This window comes from Streptomyces sp. NPDC107498, assembly GCF_055582805.1.
In genome coordinates this window covers 232,738-248,334 of the sequence record NZ_JBVJPE010000001.1, presented here as the reverse complement: position 1 = coordinate 248,334, position 15,597 = coordinate 232,738, and the positions used below count along the sequence as shown (strand labels likewise).

Here is a 15,597-nt window from a genome sequence, read left to right as displayed (position 1 = left end):
CGACATGACCCATGACAGGTGACGATCATGACCACCGCACGAGACATCATGACCCCGAACACGACCTGCGTCCGTTCGTCCGAGACCCTCGTGGACGCCGCACGGAAGATGGCCGGGCTCGACGTCGGGGCGCTGCCGATCTGCGGTCCCGACGAGAAGCTGAAGGGCATGCTCACCGACCGCGACATCGTCGTGAAGTGCGTCGCCCTGGGCAAGGACCCGCAGCAGTGCACGGTCGACGAGTTCGCCCAGGACGAGATCGTCACCGTCGGCGCGGACGACAGCGCGGAGCAGGTGATGCGCGTCATGAGCGAGCACCGGATCCGGCGGGTCCCCGTCATCGACAAGCACGTCCTCGTCGGGATCATCGCCCAGGCCGACGTCGCCCGCGCGATGCCCGGACAGCAGGTGGGCGACCTCGTCGAGACGGTCTCCGAGGAGACCTGAGCCCGGAAGGCCGGCCCGGCACCACGAGGGCGCCCGCCCACCTCGGGCGGGCGCCCTCGTGGTGCCGCCCACGATTCCGGGTCCTCGTGCCGCGCCCACGCCCCCGGAGCGCCCCGGTCACCCACCGTCGCGGTGCGGCAGCACGTCCATCAGTTCGAGCAGGTACAGGAAGGCCTCCGCCATCGGCGAGCCCGCGGTGTCCTCGCGCACCCGCTCCCAGTCGATCCGCTCGCGCAGCCCCCGGGCCACCGGCAACAGCGGGCCGAAGTCGCAGTGGTGCTCGGAGAGCGCGAGGAGACGGCAGACCATGAGGTCGGTCGGCGCCAGCACCGGCATGTGCACCGAGTCCACCGGCAGCGTCTGGGCACGGGCGAGGAGCTCCGCCGTGACCGGCCGCCCGGCGAGCGAGAAGATCAGGTCGATCTGCTCGCCGCCCGCGCGGGCCTTGACGAGCCAGTCCTCGGGCGGGTCGACGATCCGTACGCCGTGCTCCCGCAGGGACTCCGTCACGACCTCGGCGTCCTCGCGCAGGATCGCGAAGTCCGTGTCGTGCTGGAGCCGGACCGGAATGCCGTGCGCGTACGCGGCGACACTGCCGACCAGGGCGAACGGGCGGCCGGACTCCTTCAGCACGGCCCCGACCTCCTTCGTCGTCTCCAGGATCGCCTGCGTGTGGTCGGGCGGCAGGGCGGGGGAGGGCGCGCCGGACGCGGGCGCGGACGCGTGGTGCGGCGAGCCGTTCCGGGAGGATGCCGCTCCGCCCGCCTCCGGGCGTGCGGGCGGGCCTTCCATGAGGTTCATGGCCTGCTCCTCTTCTCGCAGCTGGATCTCGCAGCTGGATCTCGCCGCTGGATCTCGTGGCTGATCGCGACGGCCCTCGCGGAGGGGACCGGCGTCTACCCACCCCAGGGAACCCCATCCGCGCCGCGGTCGCCCGCCGCCGGGCCGGGCAGGTGCCTCGCACCCCCCGACGGGAGGACGCCGACGACATCCGCCCGTCGTGCCCGGCACGTCCCCCGCCCCTCCGCCCCGGCACGCGGGCTCCGGCCCCGGAGACCCTCCTGAAGGGCCTGGTCGTCCTCCACGAGCGCCGGCCCGCGCGCCGCACCCCGGCGCCGTGCCCGCAACCCTTGGGAACCCCTCGACGGCCCCGAGGGCCGGAACGACGGAGCCGACGGCACCGGGGGTGCCGTCGGCTCCGGGCCGTCGGACCGTCGAGGAGCGCGTCCCCGGCGGCCGGGTCGTTCTACGGCTCGTTCACGGGCGACTGCGGCAGGGGCGCGCGCAGGGCGCTCTCGCCCCGCGACCAGGCGTCCAGCACCCGGTCGCCGAGCCGGTCCTCCAGGAAGGAGGTCGCGGCGATGCCGAAGGCGACGTCCTCGGCGAGGTCCGGCTCGTCGTCGAGGAGGCCGCCGACGACCTCACGGCGGACGACCTGCTCGTGGACGGCGTCGGCCTCCACGTGCTCCTCGTAGTACCGCTCCGCGGCCGGTCCGGCACCGGTCCTGCGCATCGCCGCGGCGATGCGCGAGGCGGCGGGCGGCGACGTCGTCTCCACGACGGCGAAGTGCCCCACGAGGGCCCCGCGCAGCCTCCGGTGCAGGCCGAACATCGACATCAGGTTCGAGGCCGCGAGGGCCTCGGCTCCGGCCGCGTCCACGTGGCGCCCGTACGAGGGGTCGAGGCCCAGGTCGGCCATGAGCTCCGCATAGAGCCGGGAGTGCATCCGTTCGGCCCGCCCGCAGCCGTACTCGTCGTACTCGATGGCCACCATCGCCGCCTTGGCGCGGCCGCGCAGCCGGGGGACCACCCACAGGTGCGGATCGGCCTCCCGCAGCTGGTGCACGGAGCGCAGCGCGACGTACTCGCGCAGGTGCCACGCCTCGCCCGAGGACGCCAGGAAGTGGGAGACGCCCGTGCCGTCGACCGGCTCCAGGAGGAGGGCGGCCAGCGCCTCGTCGACGTTCGCGTGGTGGCGGCAGTCGTGGCGCAGCGCGCTCTCGAAGCGGTGCTCCATGAGGGCCCGGACCCCGAGCAGGCCGGGGTCCCATTCCAGGGTGTCGGGAACGCCCGCGAAGCCCTGGTAGTGCAGCTCGTAGCAGAGGTGGAGGGCGAGCTGGAGGTCCTCCCCGTACGGGGAGGAGCGCGCGATGTCCGCCGCCTCGGGCAGGTGGTCGCCGCCCAGCAGCCTGCTCCGGACCAGATGGGAGATCTCGCCGCGGGCCTCGGGCGCCTCGGACGCCGCGACGGCCGTCGAGAGCAGTGTCATGACGCCTCGGCCTCCCCGGTCCGGCCCCGCTCCGGGCGGGGTGTGCCCCGGGCCGCACTGTCCGGAGCACCGGTGCGGTTGCGGAGGCGTGGTCGGTGGCTGGTGTCGCAGAACGGCGCCCGCAGGCTCCGCCGACAGGTGCACAGGGCCATGACGGGCCGATCGCAGCGGATCACCGAACCGTCCGGCATGACGATCTCCGCGGGCCCCTCCACGAGCAGCGGCCCCTCGGGGAGCGGACGGAAGCGGGGAGGGGACGTCCGCGACCGGGCGCTTCCCGGGCCGTTCGTTCCGTCGTCCTCCGGGATCCTCACCCTCGGGGCGCCCTCGTGCGGGGAAGCAGACATCACACACCACCCATCAGCTCGGCTTGCGTCCGTACCGCGCGACTGCCCGGCTCTTCGGTTCCGAATCATGCTCGGCACGCGCGGATCACGACGAGTTCCTCCGTGAGGGTTCCCGGCGGGACCAGGCCCCGGGCCGCGAACCACTCGGCCCGGGCCGACATCACCGGACCGAACGGCTCGGTGCGCCGCTCGACGACACGGGCCCGCAGCCCGCCGTGTCCGAGCGCGTCGAGCGTGGCGGCGACCCCCGACAACGAGGACTGGACGAGCAGCAGCACGCCTGAGGGCGTCAGGAGGCGGGGTGCACGCGCGCAGATCCGGTCGAGGAGCAGCCGGCCGTCGGTCCCGGCGTCCCAGCTCCGGCGGGCGCCGTGCGCGGGCAGTTCCGGGTCCTCGCTCGGCACGTACGGCGGGTTCACGGTGACGAGGTCGAAGCGCTCCCGCCCCACCGGCCCGTCCAGGTCGCCGCGCAGCGCCCGGATCCGGCAGCCGTGCAGCAGCGCGTTGAGCCGGGAGGCGGCGACCGCGGCGCGCGAGACGTCGACGGCGGTGGCCCGCGCGCCCCGCAGGGCGGAGGCGACCGCGACGATGCCCGTGCCCGTGCACAGGTCGAGCGAGCGGACCCCGGGCCGCAGCTCCTCGCGCCGTACCTGTGACACCAGGAGCCCGGAGTCCGCCTGGGGCGCGTACACGCCGGGGAGCCGGTACATCCGGAGACCGGACGGCTGTTCCCCGGCGGGAGCGGAGCGGCGTACGGAGACGGGGAAACCCATGCGATCAGCTCCCCACCGTGGCGGCGGCCAGCGCGTCGACCACCGCGCTGAACCGGCTGTGCCGACGGAAGACGGCGCGTTGACGGGCGGCCCCGCCGCCGCCCGCGCGGATCCGTTCCCGCTGCTCGTCCACCCAGTCGGTGTCGCCGGTGGCGTCGAGGCCCGGCCGGGCGACCGGCATGCAGTGCACGTCGTGCGCGGCCGTGCCCACCGTCGCGCGCAGCCGGGAGAGCTCGTCGCGCAGGGCGTGGCGGCTCGCCGTGGCCTTCGTGCAGATCTCGACCTGGGCGTTGAAGAACTCGGTCTGCACCCGCTCGCCGAGTCCGGGGCCCACCCGCCGGATGACCTCCGGGGCCCGGGTCACCCGGTCCACCAGCACGAACTCTTCCTCGACACCCATCGTCAGGATCTTCATCTCGGGCTCCTCCTCGCCTCGGCGCGCGACTACCCGCCCCGGGGCCCCGCATGCCGCCGCCCTGCCCGTGCCCTTGAGCGCACCCCGCCGGGACCGCGGAGCCGGCACGTCGGGGTCCGTCCGGCTGATTCGGTTCCGCGGGAGCGGGCAGTCGCGGAGCGAGGGAGTACGACCGGAAGGAGGCGGACCCCATGCGAGGGAACGCCGAGGGCGGAAGGACGACACGGGGCCGCGGGCTCAGCGACGAGGAGTTCCGGTCGCTGATGGAAGAGGCGCACGCCGAGGCGCGACGCCACTCCTTCGGCCGGCCGCCCCGGGCGGAGCCCGATTTCGCCCTCCGTACCCAGCACGCCGAGTTCGGAGCCGCCGCCCACTGACGGCGGCCGTGGTACCCGGCTCTCACAACGCCGTGACGACGTGAAGGAGGCCGCAGCATGAGCAAGGTCGAGCAGACGATCGATGTGGACGTTCCCCTGCGGGACGTGTACGACCAGTGGACGCAGTTCGAGGAGTTCCCGCGCTTCATGGAGGGCGTCGAGGACGTCCGGCAGATCGACGACCGGCACTGTCACTGGCAGACCAAGGTCGCCGGGGTCCGGCGGGAGTTCGACACCGAGATCGTCGACCAGCTCCCGGACCAGCGCATCGCCTGGCGCACCACGGGAGGCGACGTACGGCAGATGGGCGTCGTCAGCTTCCAGCCGCTGGACGAGGCGCACACCCGGGTGCGGCTCGCGATGGACGTGGAGCCCGAGGGCATGGTGGAGAAGGCCGGCGACGCGATGGGGGTGCTCGACCGCAGGGTCAAGGGCGACCTCAAGCGGTTCAAGGGCTTCATCGAGGAACACGGGGACGCCTCGGGCGGCTGGCGCGGCCGGATCCGCCCCCAGGACGCCGGCACCGCGCCGTCCGGCGGGTCCATGGGAACGGAGCGGTCCATGGGGGCCGATCCCTCCATGGGCGACCGGTCCATGGGAGAGAGGCCCATGGGCGACCCCTCCATAGGAGACAGGCCCATGGGGACCGACCCGTCCATGGGCGACCCCTCCATGGGAGACAGGCCCATGGGGACCGACCCGTCCATGGGCGACCGGTCCATGGGAGAGAGGCCCATGGGAGGGAGGTCCATGGGGGCCGACCCCTCCATGGAGTCCACCGGGAAGGGCCCCGACGCGATGAAGGAGCCGCCCGGGCCGGTGGAGACGCCCGGACGGACGCGCCCGGCCCGGGAGACGGAGTCCTGGTCGCTGCCGCCGGACGACGAGCCGGGCACGCGTTGACAGCCCCCTCACGGACCGCGGCGGGAAGGGCCGGCTCCTCGGAGCCGGCCCTTTCCCGTTTCGGACCCCGCGGTCGCGGCAAGTCGCCGGACATGATGCGTATCGGGTACACGATGATGACCGAGCAGGCAGGCCCCCGTGAGCTGGTCGAGCACGTGGTCGAGGCGGAGCGGGCGGGATTCGGGTTCTCCGTGATCTCGGACCACTTCTTCCCCTGGCTGCCCTCTCAGGGACATGCCCCCTACGCGTGGAGCGTGCTGGGCGCGGCGGCGCAGGCGACCTCCGAGATCCCGCTCATGACCCTGGTGACCTGTCCGACCTTCCGCTACCACCCCGCGGTGATCGCGCAGAAGGCCGCCACCCTGCAACTCCTGTCCGGGGGCCGCTTCCGGCTCGGCCTCGGCTCGGGCGAGAACCTCAACGAACACATCGTCGGCAGGGGCTGGCCCTCGGCCCGCGTACGCCTCGAGATGCTGGACGAGGCGGTGGAGATCATCCGCGCCCTGTTCGGCGGGGAGTACGTGACCCATCACGGCCGCCACTTCCAGGTCGACGACGCCAAGCTCTGGGACGTCCCGCCCACGCCCCCGCCCCTCGGCATCGCCGTCTCCGGGCCGCGGTCCTGCGAGGTCGCGGGACGTCACGCCGACCTGGTGGTCGCCACGGAGCCGAAACGCGAACTCCTCGACGCCTTCGACGCCCAGGGAGGCGCCGGAAAGCCCCGCCTCGGGCAGCTGCCCGTCTGCTACGACCCCGACCGCGACGCGGCCATCGCCCGCGCCCACGAACAGTTCCGCTGGATGCTGGGGGGCTGGCGCCTCAATGCCGAACTCCCCCTCCCGGCGGGCTTCACACAGGCCTCCCAGCACATCCGCCCGGAGGACGTGGCGAAGAACATCCCCTGCGGGGACGACGTGGACGCCGTCCTGGAGGCGGCCCGCCCCTACGCGGAGGCCGGCTTCACCGACCTCGCCCTCGTCCAGATCGGCGGCGACCACCAGCTGCCCTTCCTCCGCTGGGCGGAGTCGACGCTGCTGCCCGCCCTCCGCGACCTGTAGGGGGCCCCCATGGACCGCGCCGCGCTCTTCGACGTCGACGGAACCCTCGTCGACACCAACCACCTTCACGTCGTGGCCTGGTGGGAGGCTCTCCGGCAGGGTGGCCACCAGGTGCCGACGCACGCCGTGCACCGGGCGATCGGGCTGCCCGGCGAGCAGCTCGTCGACCACCTGCTCGGCCGCTCCCGCGACCCCTCGGACGACGACCGGCTCAGCACCGCCCACGACACCCTCTACGCCACCTCCTTCGAGCGGCTCCAGGCCTTCGACAGGGCCGGTGACCTGCTCCGCACCCTCGCGGACGACGGATGGAAGGTCGTCCTCGTGACCTCGGCCAAGGACCGGGAACTCGCCGCCCTGCGCCGCGCCCTCGACGCCGACGAGGCCCTCACGGACACCGCCACCGCCGACGACGTCGAGGAGGGCAAACCCGCCCCCGACCCGCTCGAACACGCCCTCTCGCTCGTCGGCGTCCCCGCCGACCGGGCCGTCTTCGTCGGCGACAGCGTCTGGGACATGGAGGCCGCCCGCCGCGCCGGCATGGTGAGCGCCGGCCTGCTGTGCGGCGGCATACCCCGCGCCGACCTCACCGAGGCGGGCGCCGCCGCCGTGTACGCGGACCCGGCCGACCTCCTCGCCCATCTCGACACCAGCCCCTTCGCGACCGTCCCGGCCGACGGCGCCCCCTCGGGCGCCGGCGAGCCGTAGGGAGATGAACGCCATGACCGGACCGAGCAACCCGGACCCGGACCCCCGCCGCACCCCGGGCGTCGAGGCCGGCGGGGGAGTCCCCGCGGGCGAGACGCCGCCGGCGGAGTCCGGCACGGGGACGGGCACCGGCCCCTACCGGCCGCCCCGGCGCGGCTGGGCGACGGGCCCCCTCCTCATCGTGTGGCTGCTGGTCATCGCGTGCGCCCTGTTCTTCCTCGTGTACGCGATCGTCCTCGCGACCCGCTGAGCCCGCGACCGTCCGACAAGACCCGCCCGACCGGACCCGCCGAAGATCCGCCCGACAGGACCCGTTCGACACGGCCCGTTCGACCGGACCCGTCCGACACGGACCGTCCGACACGACCCACCCGAAAGGAACCCCTTCATGGCCCGCAACGAGCCCGACCCGCAAGCGGCCCGCGGCGACGACGTGTACCAGCCCACCCACTCGGACGCGGGCAACCGCCCCAGCGGTGAACTCGACCCGGACAACGCGCTCGCCACGGACCCGCTCGACGACCCGGCCGCCCCCGGCTACTCCCCGCCGGAACACCCCGAGGGCGTCGACCGGTACGGCACCACCCAGCGGGAGCAGCAGGAGGGCGAGCCGCTCGACGAACGGCTGGCCCAGGAGGTGCCCGACGCACGGCCGCCCGCCGCCGACGGCGCCGTACCCGCGGAGGAGGCCGCGGTCCACGTGGTGGAGACCGAGGCGGAGGACGAGCGCCTTCCGGAGGACGAGGGGGCGTGACCGTCCGGACCGCCGGGACCGCCCGTCGGTCCGCACCGCGTCGTTTGCCGGTCGGGGCGGTGGGCAGCCGCCGCGGAGGAGTCCGTACGACCCGCCCTCCGGAGCAGCGACGGCAGACCGTCTCCCGTGACCGCTTCCCACCCCCTTGGGGACACCATGGACCTCGACTTCCTCAAACCCCTCCTGGAACGCCCCGGCCCCTGGGCCTCCGTCTTCGTCGAGACGGGCCGGGACACCGAGGACGGGGCGCAGATCCAGAAGCTGCGTGACCGCGCCGTCGCCCGGCAACTCGTCGACGAGGGGACGGACCCCCTCACCGTCGGCGCGGTCGCCGAACGGCTCCGCGGCGAACCGGCGTCCGGATCGCCGCCCGGCCGCGCCCTCTTCGCCACGGCCGGGGAGGTCGTCCTCGACCTTCCCCTGACGAGGGCGCCGTCCGGCGTCGAGGCGATGTGGTCGAGCCTCCCGCACATCGCCCCGCTCCTGCACCTGCGGAGCGACGAACCGGTCTGCCAGGTGGCCCTCATCGACCGCACCGGCGCCGACCTCGAACTGCGCGGCCCCCTCGGCACGGAGGAAACGGGCCGGGCGGAGGGCAGGACGTGGCAGGGCCGCGGCCACCGCGGCCTCCCCGCCGACCGGTACGAATGGCACTACCACAACAAGGTCGAGAACGCCTGGGAGGAGACGGCCGACATCATCGCCGCCGAGCTCGTCCGGCGCTGCCCGCAGGACGCCGGGACCCTCCTGGTCCTCGCGGGGGACGCCCGCGAACGGAAGGCGGTGCGGGACCGGCTCCCGCAGCAGCTGCGGAGCCACACCGTCGAGGTCGAGCACGGCAGCCGGGCGCCCGGCGCCTCCACCGAGACCCTCGACCGCGAGATAGAGGACGCCCGCGCGCGGTACACGCGGGAACGCGTCCGCAGCGCCCTCGACGACTTCCGCAGAGCGCGGGGACGGCCCGGCGAACACCGCGCGGGGACCGTGGACGGCGCTCCCGGCCCGGCCGCCGAAGGCGTTCCGGCGGTGCTGGACGCCGTTCGCGAGCACCGGGTCGCCACCCTGCTGCTCGGGCTCGACGCCGCCGACGCGGGACGTCTGATCTGGGTCGGCCCCGGCCCGTACGACATCGCCCTGGGCCGTACCGAGGCCAAGAACTGGGGGTTCGGCCGACCGAGGGAGGCACGCGCCGACGACGCGCTGCTGCGCGCCTGCGTCGCCGCGGACTCCGAGGTGCTCCTGGTCCCCGAGGAGGCGAAGGGACCGGCCGGCGGCCTCGGCGCGGTCCTGCGCTGGAGCACCTGACCCACCCGGAGGAGCGGGCGACGCCCCCGACGGCGGGGACACCACGGGCGGCGCCGCCCCTCCCGCGCGCTCCGGCGAGCGCATCCCTTCCGCCGTTCCGGCGAGCGCCGTCCCTCCCGCGCGCTCCGGCCGGCGGCGTCCTCGGGCCGACGGTCGCGAGCGGCGCCCTCAGTCCACCGGGCGCAGGACCGCCCGTTCCACCGCGCCCCGCGTGGCCGGGTGCCCGAAGCCGCCGTCCTCGCCCAGCCGCCCCAGCACCGGGGCGATGGCGACGCCCTCCTCGAAGCGCTCGACGACGAGCGGGTCGATGTGCGAGGCGCGGCAGACCGACGGCGTGTCGCCGAGGTAGCCGCTGACCTCCTGGACCGCCCGCCGCTCCGCCTCCGCCCGCGCCGCGCGCGAGCCGTCCGCCACCGGCGCCGAGACCGCGAGCGCGACGGCGGCGAGGACCGTGGCGTGCCAGGTCCGGAAGTCCTTGGCGGTGATGTCCCTCCCGGAGTGCTCCCGCAGACAGGCGTTGAGGTCCTCCGCGCGGACCTCGTGCCAGGACCGTCCCTCCCCGTACACGAACAGCCGGTCGCCCCCGCCCCGCCGCCGCAACAGCGCGCGCACGACCTCGTACGCCGGCCCCTCCACGAGGGACCGCGCCTGCCGGCGGCCCGACCTCGCCGGATAGCCGAGACGGACCTCCCCGCGGGCGCAGCGCGCGTGCTCGCGGAGCAGGGTCGTGAGTCCGTACGAGGAGTTGTCCCGCCGGTACCGCTCGCCGCCGATCCGGAAGAAGCCGAGGTCGAGGAGGCGCACCGCGCAGGCCGGCACCCGGTCCCGGCACGGTCCGCGCCGCTCCGGATCGCGTGCGACGGCCCGGCGCGGCCGGGGGAGGCCGCGGGCGACCCGCCGCACGTGCGCGTGCTTCGCCTCCTCCCGCCGACGCCGGAAGTCCTGGTGGTACAGGTACTGCCGGCGGCCCGCCGCGTCCGTGCCGATGGCCTGGATGCGCCCGTTCGGCCACGGGCAGACCCAGACGTCCCGCCACGCCGGGGGGACGACGAGCGCGACCACCCTGACCCGGTCCTCCGGACCCAGGGGTGTGCCGCCCGTGTCCAGGTGGCGGAAACCCCGGCCGTGGCGGACCCGCCGCCAGCCCGGCCGGACCGGATCGCTCGTCCTGAGGCGCGTCCCCCCACTGCGCCGTCGTACGGTCCCGCGCGCCTCTCCCCGGAGCCGGCGCCCGCCCGACTGCGGGCACCGGCTCCGGGTAGTCGCCCCACGGGCCGGGGCCGAGAGGAGCGATCATGTCCGCGACTTCGTACTGGATGGAGTCGGCGCCGCCCGCCGCCGCCCGGCCGCCCCTGGAGGGAGACCTCGCCGCCGACGTGGTCGTGGTGGGAGCCGGTGTCGCCGGACTGTGCACCGCCCGCGAACTGGCCCGCGCCGGGCGCGAGGTCGTCGTCCTCGAAGCGGACCGGATCGCGGCCGGGGTCACCGGACGCACCACCGGGAAGCTGACCTCCCTGCACGGGCTGTGCTACGAGCGCCTGCGCGAGGGCCGGGGGGAGGCGGCGGCCGAGGCGTACGCCGAGGCCCAGGAGGACGCCCTGCGGCAGGTGCTGCGCTTCTGCGGGGAGCGGGGCGTCGACGCGGAGGTCGAGCGCCGGCCGGCGTACACGTACACCCTCGACGAGACGCGCGCCGGGACGATCCGGGCGGAGGCGGCGGCCGCCTCCGCGGCGGGCCTGCGGGCCACGGCGGTGACCGGGACCGGTCTGCCGTACCCGGTCGCCGCGGCGGTCCGGGTCGAGGAGCAGGTGCAGTTCCACCCCCGCCGCTTCCTGCTGGCCCTGGCGGACGACCTGGTCGCGCTCGGCGGCCGTCTCCACGAGGGCACCCGGGTCACCGGCCTGCGGGAGGGCGCCGACTGCCGCCTCGCCCTGGAGGGCGGCGGCACGGTCCACGCCCGGGACGTCGTCCTCGCCACCCACTTCCCGCTGCGCTGCCCCACCACCCTCCTCGTCCGGCTCTCCGTCCGCCGCGAACTGGTCGTCGCGGCCCCCGTGGAGGAACGCCGTGCGCCGTACGGCATGTACCTGACCGACGAACACGGCACCCGGTCGGTGCGGACCGCCCCGCTCGGCGGAGGACGGCGGCTGCTGATCGTCGCGGGCGAACCGTTCGCCCCCGGGGCCGGGGGCGTGAGCAGCCGGTACGAGCGCCTGGAGTCCTGGGCGCGCGCCCGGCTGCCGGGCTTCGCCGAGGCGCCGACGGTCCACCGGTGGGCGGCCCAGGACGTCCACACCACCGACGGACTGCCGTGCGTCGGCCACGAACACCCCGACACCCAGCACGTGTACGTCGCCACCGGATTCGGCGGCTGGGGCCTCAGCAACGGCGTCGCCGCGGGCCGCCTCCTCGGCGCACACCTGACGGGCGGCCCGCGTCCGGCCTGGACGGAGCTCTTCGACCCGCGCCGCCGCCTGCCCGCCCGCGAACTCCCCGGGGTCGTCCGCCGGCAGGCCACCGTGGCCCGCCACTACGCGAACGGCCTGCGCACCGGCCGGCGCTGCACGCACATGGGCTGCGCACTCGGCTTCGACGAGGCCGAGCAGACCTGGGAGTGCCCCTGTCACGGCTCGCGCTTCGCCTCCGACGGCACGCTCCTCCAGGGCCCGGCCACCCGCTCCCTGGGAGGCTGAACCTCCCACGGACGCGCGGGGAAGGCCCGGAAGCCGACGGCCGCGACCACGCCCGTCCGCACCTGCTCACGGAGGCGCGGGGGAAGCCCGGAAGCCGCCCGCCGCGACCACGCCCGTCCGCACCCTGCTCGCGGACGCGCGCGGGGAAGGCCCCGCCGGTCGGGACGCGGGGCGGTACGCACGCGTGCGGGGCCCGTCCCGCCCGGACGCGCGCGTGCCGCCACTCGGCCGTACGCGCGCGTGCCCCCGCTCCGGCGGGGGTACCGGACCGGGCATGATCCGACTGATCGAGGACCTGGCGGAGGACCGCACCGCCGCCCTGCTGCTCCAGGGATACGCCTGGCTGCCCGACGCGCGTCGCCGGGCGGGGAACGGCGAGGTCCTCCGGACCCGGCTGCTCGGCCGGACCGTCGTCGCCCTGCACGGGCCCGAGGCGGTGCGCTTCTTCTACGACGAGGACCACGTGCGCCGCGCCGGCGCCCTGCCGGGACCGGTGCTCGACACGCTCTTCGGCCGGGGCGCCGTCCACACCCTGGACGGCCCGGACCACCGCGTCCGCAAGGAGCTGTTCGTCACCCGGTTGACCGATCCCACGGCCGTCGCCTCCCTCGTCGAGCACGCCGGGGCAGCCTGGCGGACGGCGCTCGCCGCCTCCGCCGGGCGCGAGGTCGTGCTCTTCGACGAGGCGGCGCTCGTGCTCGCGCGGGCCGTCCGCGACTGGGCCGGGCTGCCGTACGACGACGTCCGGGTCCGCGGCCTGGCACGGGACTGCGTCGCCATGGTCGACGGCTTCGCCACCCCCGGCCCGCGCCATCTGCGGGCCCGCCGCGCCCGCGCCCGCCAGGAGGAGGTCCTCGCGGGCGCGGTCGGGAGGGCGCGGGCGACGCCGCCGTCCGCCGAGGACACGCCGTTCGGGGCGTTCGTCCGGCACCGCGGGGCCGACGGAGCTCCGCTCGACCTCCGCACCGCGGCCGTGGAGCTCCTGAACATCGCCCGCCCGACGATCGCCGTCGCCTGGTTCGTGGCGTTCGCCGGACACGCGCTGCACCGGTGGCCGGGGACCCGGGAGCGCCTCCGCGAGGACGGCTCCGGGGCCTACGCGACGGCCTTCGCCCACGAGGTCCGCCGCTTCTACCCCTTCGCACCGTTCGTCGGCGGCCTCGCCGCCCGCGACCTGGAGCGGCACGGGGAGCGGATCCCCGAGGGCACGCTGGTCCTGCTCGACGTGTACGGCCAGAACCACGATCCGGACCTCTGGCCGGACCCGTACCGGTTCGACCCCGAGCGCTTCCTCTCCCGGACCCCGGACCCGGACGTCCTGATCCCGCAGGGCGGCGGCGACGCCCGTACCGGGCACCGCTGCCCCGGCGAGGACGCCACCGTCGCCGTCCTCGCGGCCCTGGCGGGCACCCTGGCCCGGCAGGAGTGGACGGTGCCCCCGCAGGACCTGGGGATCCCCCTGCGGCGGATCCCCACCGCGCCGCGCAGCGGCTTCCGGATCGCTCTCCGGCCGGCCTGACCGGAAGGTTTGCGCGACCGCCCGCCGGGCACCGCACCTCGCAGAACGGGACGGAGGACAGCGATGAACGGTGGCGAGAGCGAGTACCGGATCGCCCGGTTCAGGGAGCGGCTCGCGCGCGAGGACGTGGCCGAACTCGGCGTCCGCGTCGAGGTGCGCGGCGCGAGCATCCTGCTGACCGGCACCCTCCCCACGGCCGACCGCCGTGACGAGATCCTCCGCCTCGCCGGCACCGAGCTGGCCGGCATCCCCGTCCACGCGGACCTCCTGGTCGCCCGCGCCGACCCGCCCGACCGGCCCGAGGAGCTGTCATGACCCCCGGCGCCGAAGGGAACGGAGCCGTCGTCCGGGTGGCCGCCGTGGGCGACATCCACCTGAGCCCGGACTGCCGGGGTCTGCTGCGCCCCTCCTTCGAGACCCTGCCGCACTGCGCGGACGTGCTCCTCCTCGCCGGAGACCTCACCCGGCACGGCACCGTCCCGGAGGCGGAGGTGGTCGCGGAGGAGGTGCGCGACCTCGGCGTCCCCGTGGTCGCCGTGCTCGGCAACCACGACTACCACTCGGAGCGGGAGGCCGACATCACCCACGTCCTCACCGAGGCCGGGGTCGCGGTCCTGGAGGGCGACCGGGTGGTCCTGCCCGTGGCGGGCCGCAAGGTCGGCATCGCCGGGGCGAAGGGCTTCTGCGGGGGCTTCGCGGGCCGCAGCGCCGGGGAGTTCGGCGAGCGCGAGATGAAGGACTTCGTCCGCAGCGCCCGCCGCAGCGCCGAAGGCCTGTACCGGGCGCTGGCCGACATGTCGGCCGACGGCTGCGCGGCCAGGATCGCCCTCACCCACTTCGCGCCCGTCCCCGACACGCTCGCCGGCGAACCGGTCGAGATCTACCCCTTCCTGGGCAGCTACCTCCTCGCCGAGGCCATCGACGAGGCCGGCGCCGACCTCGCCGTGCACGGCCACGCCCACCTCGGCACCGAACACGGCATGACGGCCGGCGGGGTGCGCGTGCGCAACGTGGCCCAGCCCGTCATCGGCCGGGCGTTCGCGCTCTACCACCTCCCCCTCGCCGCGAACTGAGCCGCGGTCAGCGGCCCCCGCGCGGTCCGGCCCTCCGCGCGTCCCGGCAGTTGGTCGGGATTCGGTGAAACCTTGCGGCTCCTCGTACCGTCCTCTCACCAGGGAGATGATCGGAAAACGGGGAGTGGGGGATTCCATGGGGCAGGGCAAGTACACCGCGCACATAGCGGTGGTGGCTTCGGCGGTGGGACTGAGCCTGGCGGTGTGGGGCGCCGCGGCGCTGATGGACAACGAGTCCGCCGCGGGGGCGGGGGGCGCGCCGGCCTCGCAGGGTCCCGCCGGGAAGCCCGGGCAGCCGGCCCGGGTGCAGCCGCAGAAGGTGCCCGAGAGCATCGCGCACGCGGCCGAGGCGGGGGGTTCGGCCGTGAACATCACCATCGACGACGGGCCCGACCCGCGGTGGACGCCGCAGATGCTGGACATCCTGGAGGAGAACGGCGTCAAGGCCGTGTTCTGCATGGTCGGCCCGATGGCCGAGCAGCACCCCGACATCGTCAAGAGGGTCGTCGCGGAGGGCCACCGGCTCTGCGACCACACCGTGTCCCACGACACGACGATGGACAAGAAGTCCGTCGCGTACCAGAAGCAGCAGATCTTCGACGCGAAGAAGATGATCGAGGACGCGGCCGGGGGAGCGAAGGTCGAGTACTACCGGGCCCCGGGCGGTGCCTTCACCCCGGACAGCCGGCGCCTCGCCGCCGCCGCGGGGATGCGGCCGCTCGGCTGGAACGTGGACACGAAGGACTTCGAGCAGCCCGGTACGGCCTCGATCGTCGCCACCGTCAAGAACGAGCTGTCGAACGGGCCGACGATCCTCTTCCACGACGGCGGCGGCGACCGGGGCCAGACCGTCGCGGCGCTGCGGCAGGTGCTGCCGTGGCTCAAGGAGAACGGACACGCCTTCAGCTTCCCCGTCCGCAGCGCCCCTTGAGCCCCGGTGCGGAGGGACCCCCGTT

18 protein-coding genes and 1 pseudogene are annotated in these 15,597 nt (G+C 75.1%); 13 read left to right on the top strand and 6 right to left on the bottom strand.

All coding sequences use genetic code 11. From position 1 onward, the window contains the following. Positions 1 to 27 precede the first annotated feature (27 nt). Positions 28 to 447 carry a CBS domain-containing protein gene (locus tag ACZ66Z_RS01160; RefSeq protein ID WP_469931862.1) on the top strand — a complete coding sequence of 140 codons (420 nt, stop codon included), beginning with the start codon at positions 28 to 30 and terminating at the stop codon, positions 445 to 447. A gap of 117 nt (positions 448 to 564) precedes the next feature. On the opposite strand, the gene ACZ66Z_RS01155 is transcribed toward ACZ66Z_RS01160, so the two are convergent. The 5 genes from ACZ66Z_RS01155 to ACZ66Z_RS01135 form a co-directional block, all read right to left on the bottom strand. Beyond that, positions 565 to 1,248 (bottom strand): nucleotidyltransferase family protein, encoded by a 684-nt coding sequence (locus tag ACZ66Z_RS01155; RefSeq protein ID WP_469931861.1) that lies wholly within the window; start codon positions 1,246 to 1,248, stop codon positions 565 to 567. Positions 1,249 to 1,693: 445 nt separating this feature from the next. Then, the gene (locus tag ACZ66Z_RS01150) at positions 1,694 to 2,716 is read right to left on the bottom strand and encodes an iron-containing redox enzyme family protein (RefSeq protein WP_469931860.1); all 1,023 of its coding nucleotides are present in this window, start codon (positions 2,714 to 2,716) and stop codon (positions 1,694 to 1,696) included. Continuing rightward, positions 2,713 to 3,063: a CDGSH iron-sulfur domain-containing protein gene (locus tag ACZ66Z_RS01145; protein ID WP_469931859.1), complete on the bottom strand. Its 351-nt coding sequence runs from the start codon at positions 3,061 to 3,063 to the stop codon at positions 2,713 to 2,715. Before ACZ66Z_RS01145 ends, ACZ66Z_RS01150 begins: the two co-directional genes overlap by 4 nt. Positions 3,064 to 3,128: 65 nt before the next feature. After that, positions 3,129 to 3,836: a HemK2/MTQ2 family protein methyltransferase gene (locus ACZ66Z_RS01140; RefSeq protein ID WP_469931858.1), complete on the bottom strand. Its 708-nt coding sequence runs from the start codon at positions 3,834 to 3,836 to the stop codon at positions 3,129 to 3,131. Between the two features lie 4 nt (positions 3,837 to 3,840). Further along, the gene (locus ACZ66Z_RS01135; RefSeq protein WP_469931857.1) at positions 3,841 to 4,251 is read right to left on the bottom strand and encodes a glutamate-cysteine ligase family protein; all 411 of its coding nucleotides are present in this window, start codon (positions 4,249 to 4,251) and stop codon (positions 3,841 to 3,843) included. Between the two features lie 191 nt (positions 4,252 to 4,442). Here ACZ66Z_RS01135 and ACZ66Z_RS01130 point away from each other — a divergent pair, with 191 nt between their 5' ends. The 7 genes and pseudogenes from ACZ66Z_RS01130 (at position 4,443) to ACZ66Z_RS01100 (ending at position 9,356) form a co-directional block, all read left to right on the top strand. Further along, positions 4,443 to 4,628: a hypothetical protein gene (locus ACZ66Z_RS01130; protein WP_469931856.1), complete on the top strand. Its 186-nt coding sequence runs from the start codon at positions 4,443 to 4,445 to the stop codon at positions 4,626 to 4,628. 57 nt (positions 4,629 to 4,685) lie between these two features. Beyond that, a pseudogene (locus tag ACZ66Z_RS01125) lies at positions 4,686 to 5,153 on the top strand (SRPBCC family protein); the annotation flags it as partial. A 470-nt stretch (positions 5,154 to 5,623) separates the two neighbouring features. After that, positions 5,624 to 6,589 (top strand): LLM class F420-dependent oxidoreductase, encoded by a 966-nt coding sequence (locus tag ACZ66Z_RS01120; protein WP_469931855.1) that lies wholly within the window; start codon positions 5,624 to 5,626, stop codon positions 6,587 to 6,589. A gap of 9 nt (positions 6,590 to 6,598) precedes the next feature. Then, positions 6,599 to 7,297 carry an HAD family hydrolase gene (locus tag ACZ66Z_RS01115; RefSeq protein ID WP_469931854.1) on the top strand — a complete coding sequence of 233 codons (699 nt, stop codon included), beginning with the start codon at positions 6,599 to 6,601 and terminating at the stop codon, positions 7,295 to 7,297. 13 nt (positions 7,298 to 7,310) lie between these two features. Continuing rightward, the gene (locus ACZ66Z_RS01110; protein ID WP_469931853.1) at positions 7,311 to 7,547 is read left to right on the top strand and encodes a DUF6480 family protein; all 237 of its coding nucleotides are present in this window, start codon (positions 7,311 to 7,313) and stop codon (positions 7,545 to 7,547) included. A gap of 138 nt (positions 7,548 to 7,685) precedes the next feature. Then, on the top strand, positions 7,686 to 8,051 hold the full coding sequence (locus tag ACZ66Z_RS01105; protein WP_469931852.1) for a DUF5709 domain-containing protein: 366 nt from the start codon (positions 7,686 to 7,688) through the stop codon (positions 8,049 to 8,051). A gap of 126 nt (positions 8,052 to 8,177) precedes the next feature. Then, on the top strand, positions 8,178 to 9,356 hold the full coding sequence (locus ACZ66Z_RS01100; RefSeq protein ID WP_469931851.1) for a baeRF2 domain-containing protein: 1,179 nt from the start codon (positions 8,178 to 8,180) through the stop codon (positions 9,354 to 9,356). 168 nt (positions 9,357 to 9,524) lie between these two features. Here ACZ66Z_RS01100 and ACZ66Z_RS01095 read toward each other — a convergent pair whose 3' ends face one another. Next, on the bottom strand, positions 9,525 to 10,463 hold the full coding sequence (locus tag ACZ66Z_RS01095) for a DNA topoisomerase IB (RefSeq protein ID WP_469932243.1): 939 nt from the start codon (positions 10,461 to 10,463) through the stop codon (positions 9,525 to 9,527). A gap of 188 nt (positions 10,464 to 10,651) precedes the next feature. On the opposite strand from ACZ66Z_RS01095, the gene ACZ66Z_RS01090 reads away from it, so the two are divergent. From ACZ66Z_RS01090 to ACZ66Z_RS01070, 5 genes are all read left to right on the top strand, one after another. Beyond that, a complete protein-coding gene (locus ACZ66Z_RS01090; RefSeq protein ID WP_469931850.1) occupies positions 10,652 to 12,049 on the top strand; it encodes an FAD-dependent oxidoreductase in 1,398 nt (465 codons plus the stop codon). Between the two features lie 274 nt (positions 12,050 to 12,323). After that, positions 12,324 to 13,568 carry a cytochrome P450 gene (locus ACZ66Z_RS01085; protein ID WP_469931849.1) on the top strand — a complete coding sequence of 415 codons (1,245 nt, stop codon included), beginning with the start codon at positions 12,324 to 12,326 and terminating at the stop codon, positions 13,566 to 13,568. 63 nt (positions 13,569 to 13,631) lie between these two features. Beyond that, entirely contained in the window at positions 13,632 to 13,883 is a 252-nt protein-coding gene (locus ACZ66Z_RS01080; RefSeq protein ID WP_030690424.1) for a hypothetical protein, read from the top strand. Then, positions 13,880 to 14,641: a metallophosphoesterase family protein gene (locus ACZ66Z_RS01075; RefSeq protein ID WP_469931848.1), complete on the top strand. Its 762-nt coding sequence runs from the start codon at positions 13,880 to 13,882 to the stop codon at positions 14,639 to 14,641. The genes ACZ66Z_RS01080 and ACZ66Z_RS01075 overlap by 4 nt, the downstream gene beginning before the upstream one ends. Positions 14,642 to 14,777: 136 nt before the next feature. Continuing rightward, complete coding sequence (locus ACZ66Z_RS01070) at positions 14,778 to 15,572, top strand: polysaccharide deacetylase family protein (RefSeq protein ID WP_469931847.1); 795 nt, start codon at positions 14,778 to 14,780, stop codon at positions 15,570 to 15,572. Positions 15,573 to 15,597 lie beyond the last annotated feature (25 nt).

Coding starts and splice junctions, on each gene's coding strand:
- ACZ66Z_RS01160 (WP_469931862.1), top strand. CDS start 28: ATGACCACCGCACGAGACATCATGACCCCGAACACGACCTGCGTCCGT.
- ACZ66Z_RS01155 (WP_469931861.1), bottom strand. CDS start 1,248: ATGAACCTCATGGAAGGCCCGCCCGCACGCCCGGAGGCGGGCGGAGCG.
- ACZ66Z_RS01075 (WP_469931848.1), top strand. CDS start 13,880: ATGACCCCCGGCGCCGAAGGGAACGGAGCCGTCGTCCGGGTGGCCGCC.
- ACZ66Z_RS01140 (WP_469931858.1), bottom strand. CDS start 3,836: ATGGGTTTCCCCGTCTCCGTACGCCGCTCCGCTCCCGCCGGGGAACAG.
- ACZ66Z_RS01070 (WP_469931847.1), top strand. CDS start 14,778: ATGGGGCAGGGCAAGTACACCGCGCACATAGCGGTGGTGGCTTCGGCG.
- ACZ66Z_RS01120 (WP_469931855.1), top strand. CDS start 5,624: ATGATGCGTATCGGGTACACGATGATGACCGAGCAGGCAGGCCCCCGT.
- ACZ66Z_RS01105 (WP_469931852.1), top strand. CDS start 7,686: ATGGCCCGCAACGAGCCCGACCCGCAAGCGGCCCGCGGCGACGACGTG.
- ACZ66Z_RS01110 (WP_469931853.1), top strand. CDS start 7,311: ATGACCGGACCGAGCAACCCGGACCCGGACCCCCGCCGCACCCCGGGC.
- ACZ66Z_RS01115 (WP_469931854.1), top strand. CDS start 6,599: ATGGACCGCGCCGCGCTCTTCGACGTCGACGGAACCCTCGTCGACACC.
- ACZ66Z_RS01085 (WP_469931849.1), top strand. CDS start 12,324: ATGATCCGACTGATCGAGGACCTGGCGGAGGACCGCACCGCCGCCCTG.
- ACZ66Z_RS01090 (WP_469931850.1), top strand. CDS start 10,652: ATGTCCGCGACTTCGTACTGGATGGAGTCGGCGCCGCCCGCCGCCGCC.
- ACZ66Z_RS01135 (WP_469931857.1), bottom strand. CDS start 4,251: ATGAAGATCCTGACGATGGGTGTCGAGGAAGAGTTCGTGCTGGTGGAC.
- ACZ66Z_RS01150 (WP_469931860.1), bottom strand. CDS start 2,716: ATGACACTGCTCTCGACGGCCGTCGCGGCGTCCGAGGCGCCCGAGGCC.
- ACZ66Z_RS01080 (WP_030690424.1), top strand. CDS start 13,632: ATGAACGGTGGCGAGAGCGAGTACCGGATCGCCCGGTTCAGGGAGCGG.
- ACZ66Z_RS01130 (WP_469931856.1), top strand. CDS start 4,443: ATGCGAGGGAACGCCGAGGGCGGAAGGACGACACGGGGCCGCGGGCTC.
- ACZ66Z_RS01145 (WP_469931859.1), bottom strand. CDS start 3,063: ATGTCTGCTTCCCCGCACGAGGGCGCCCCGAGGGTGAGGATCCCGGAG.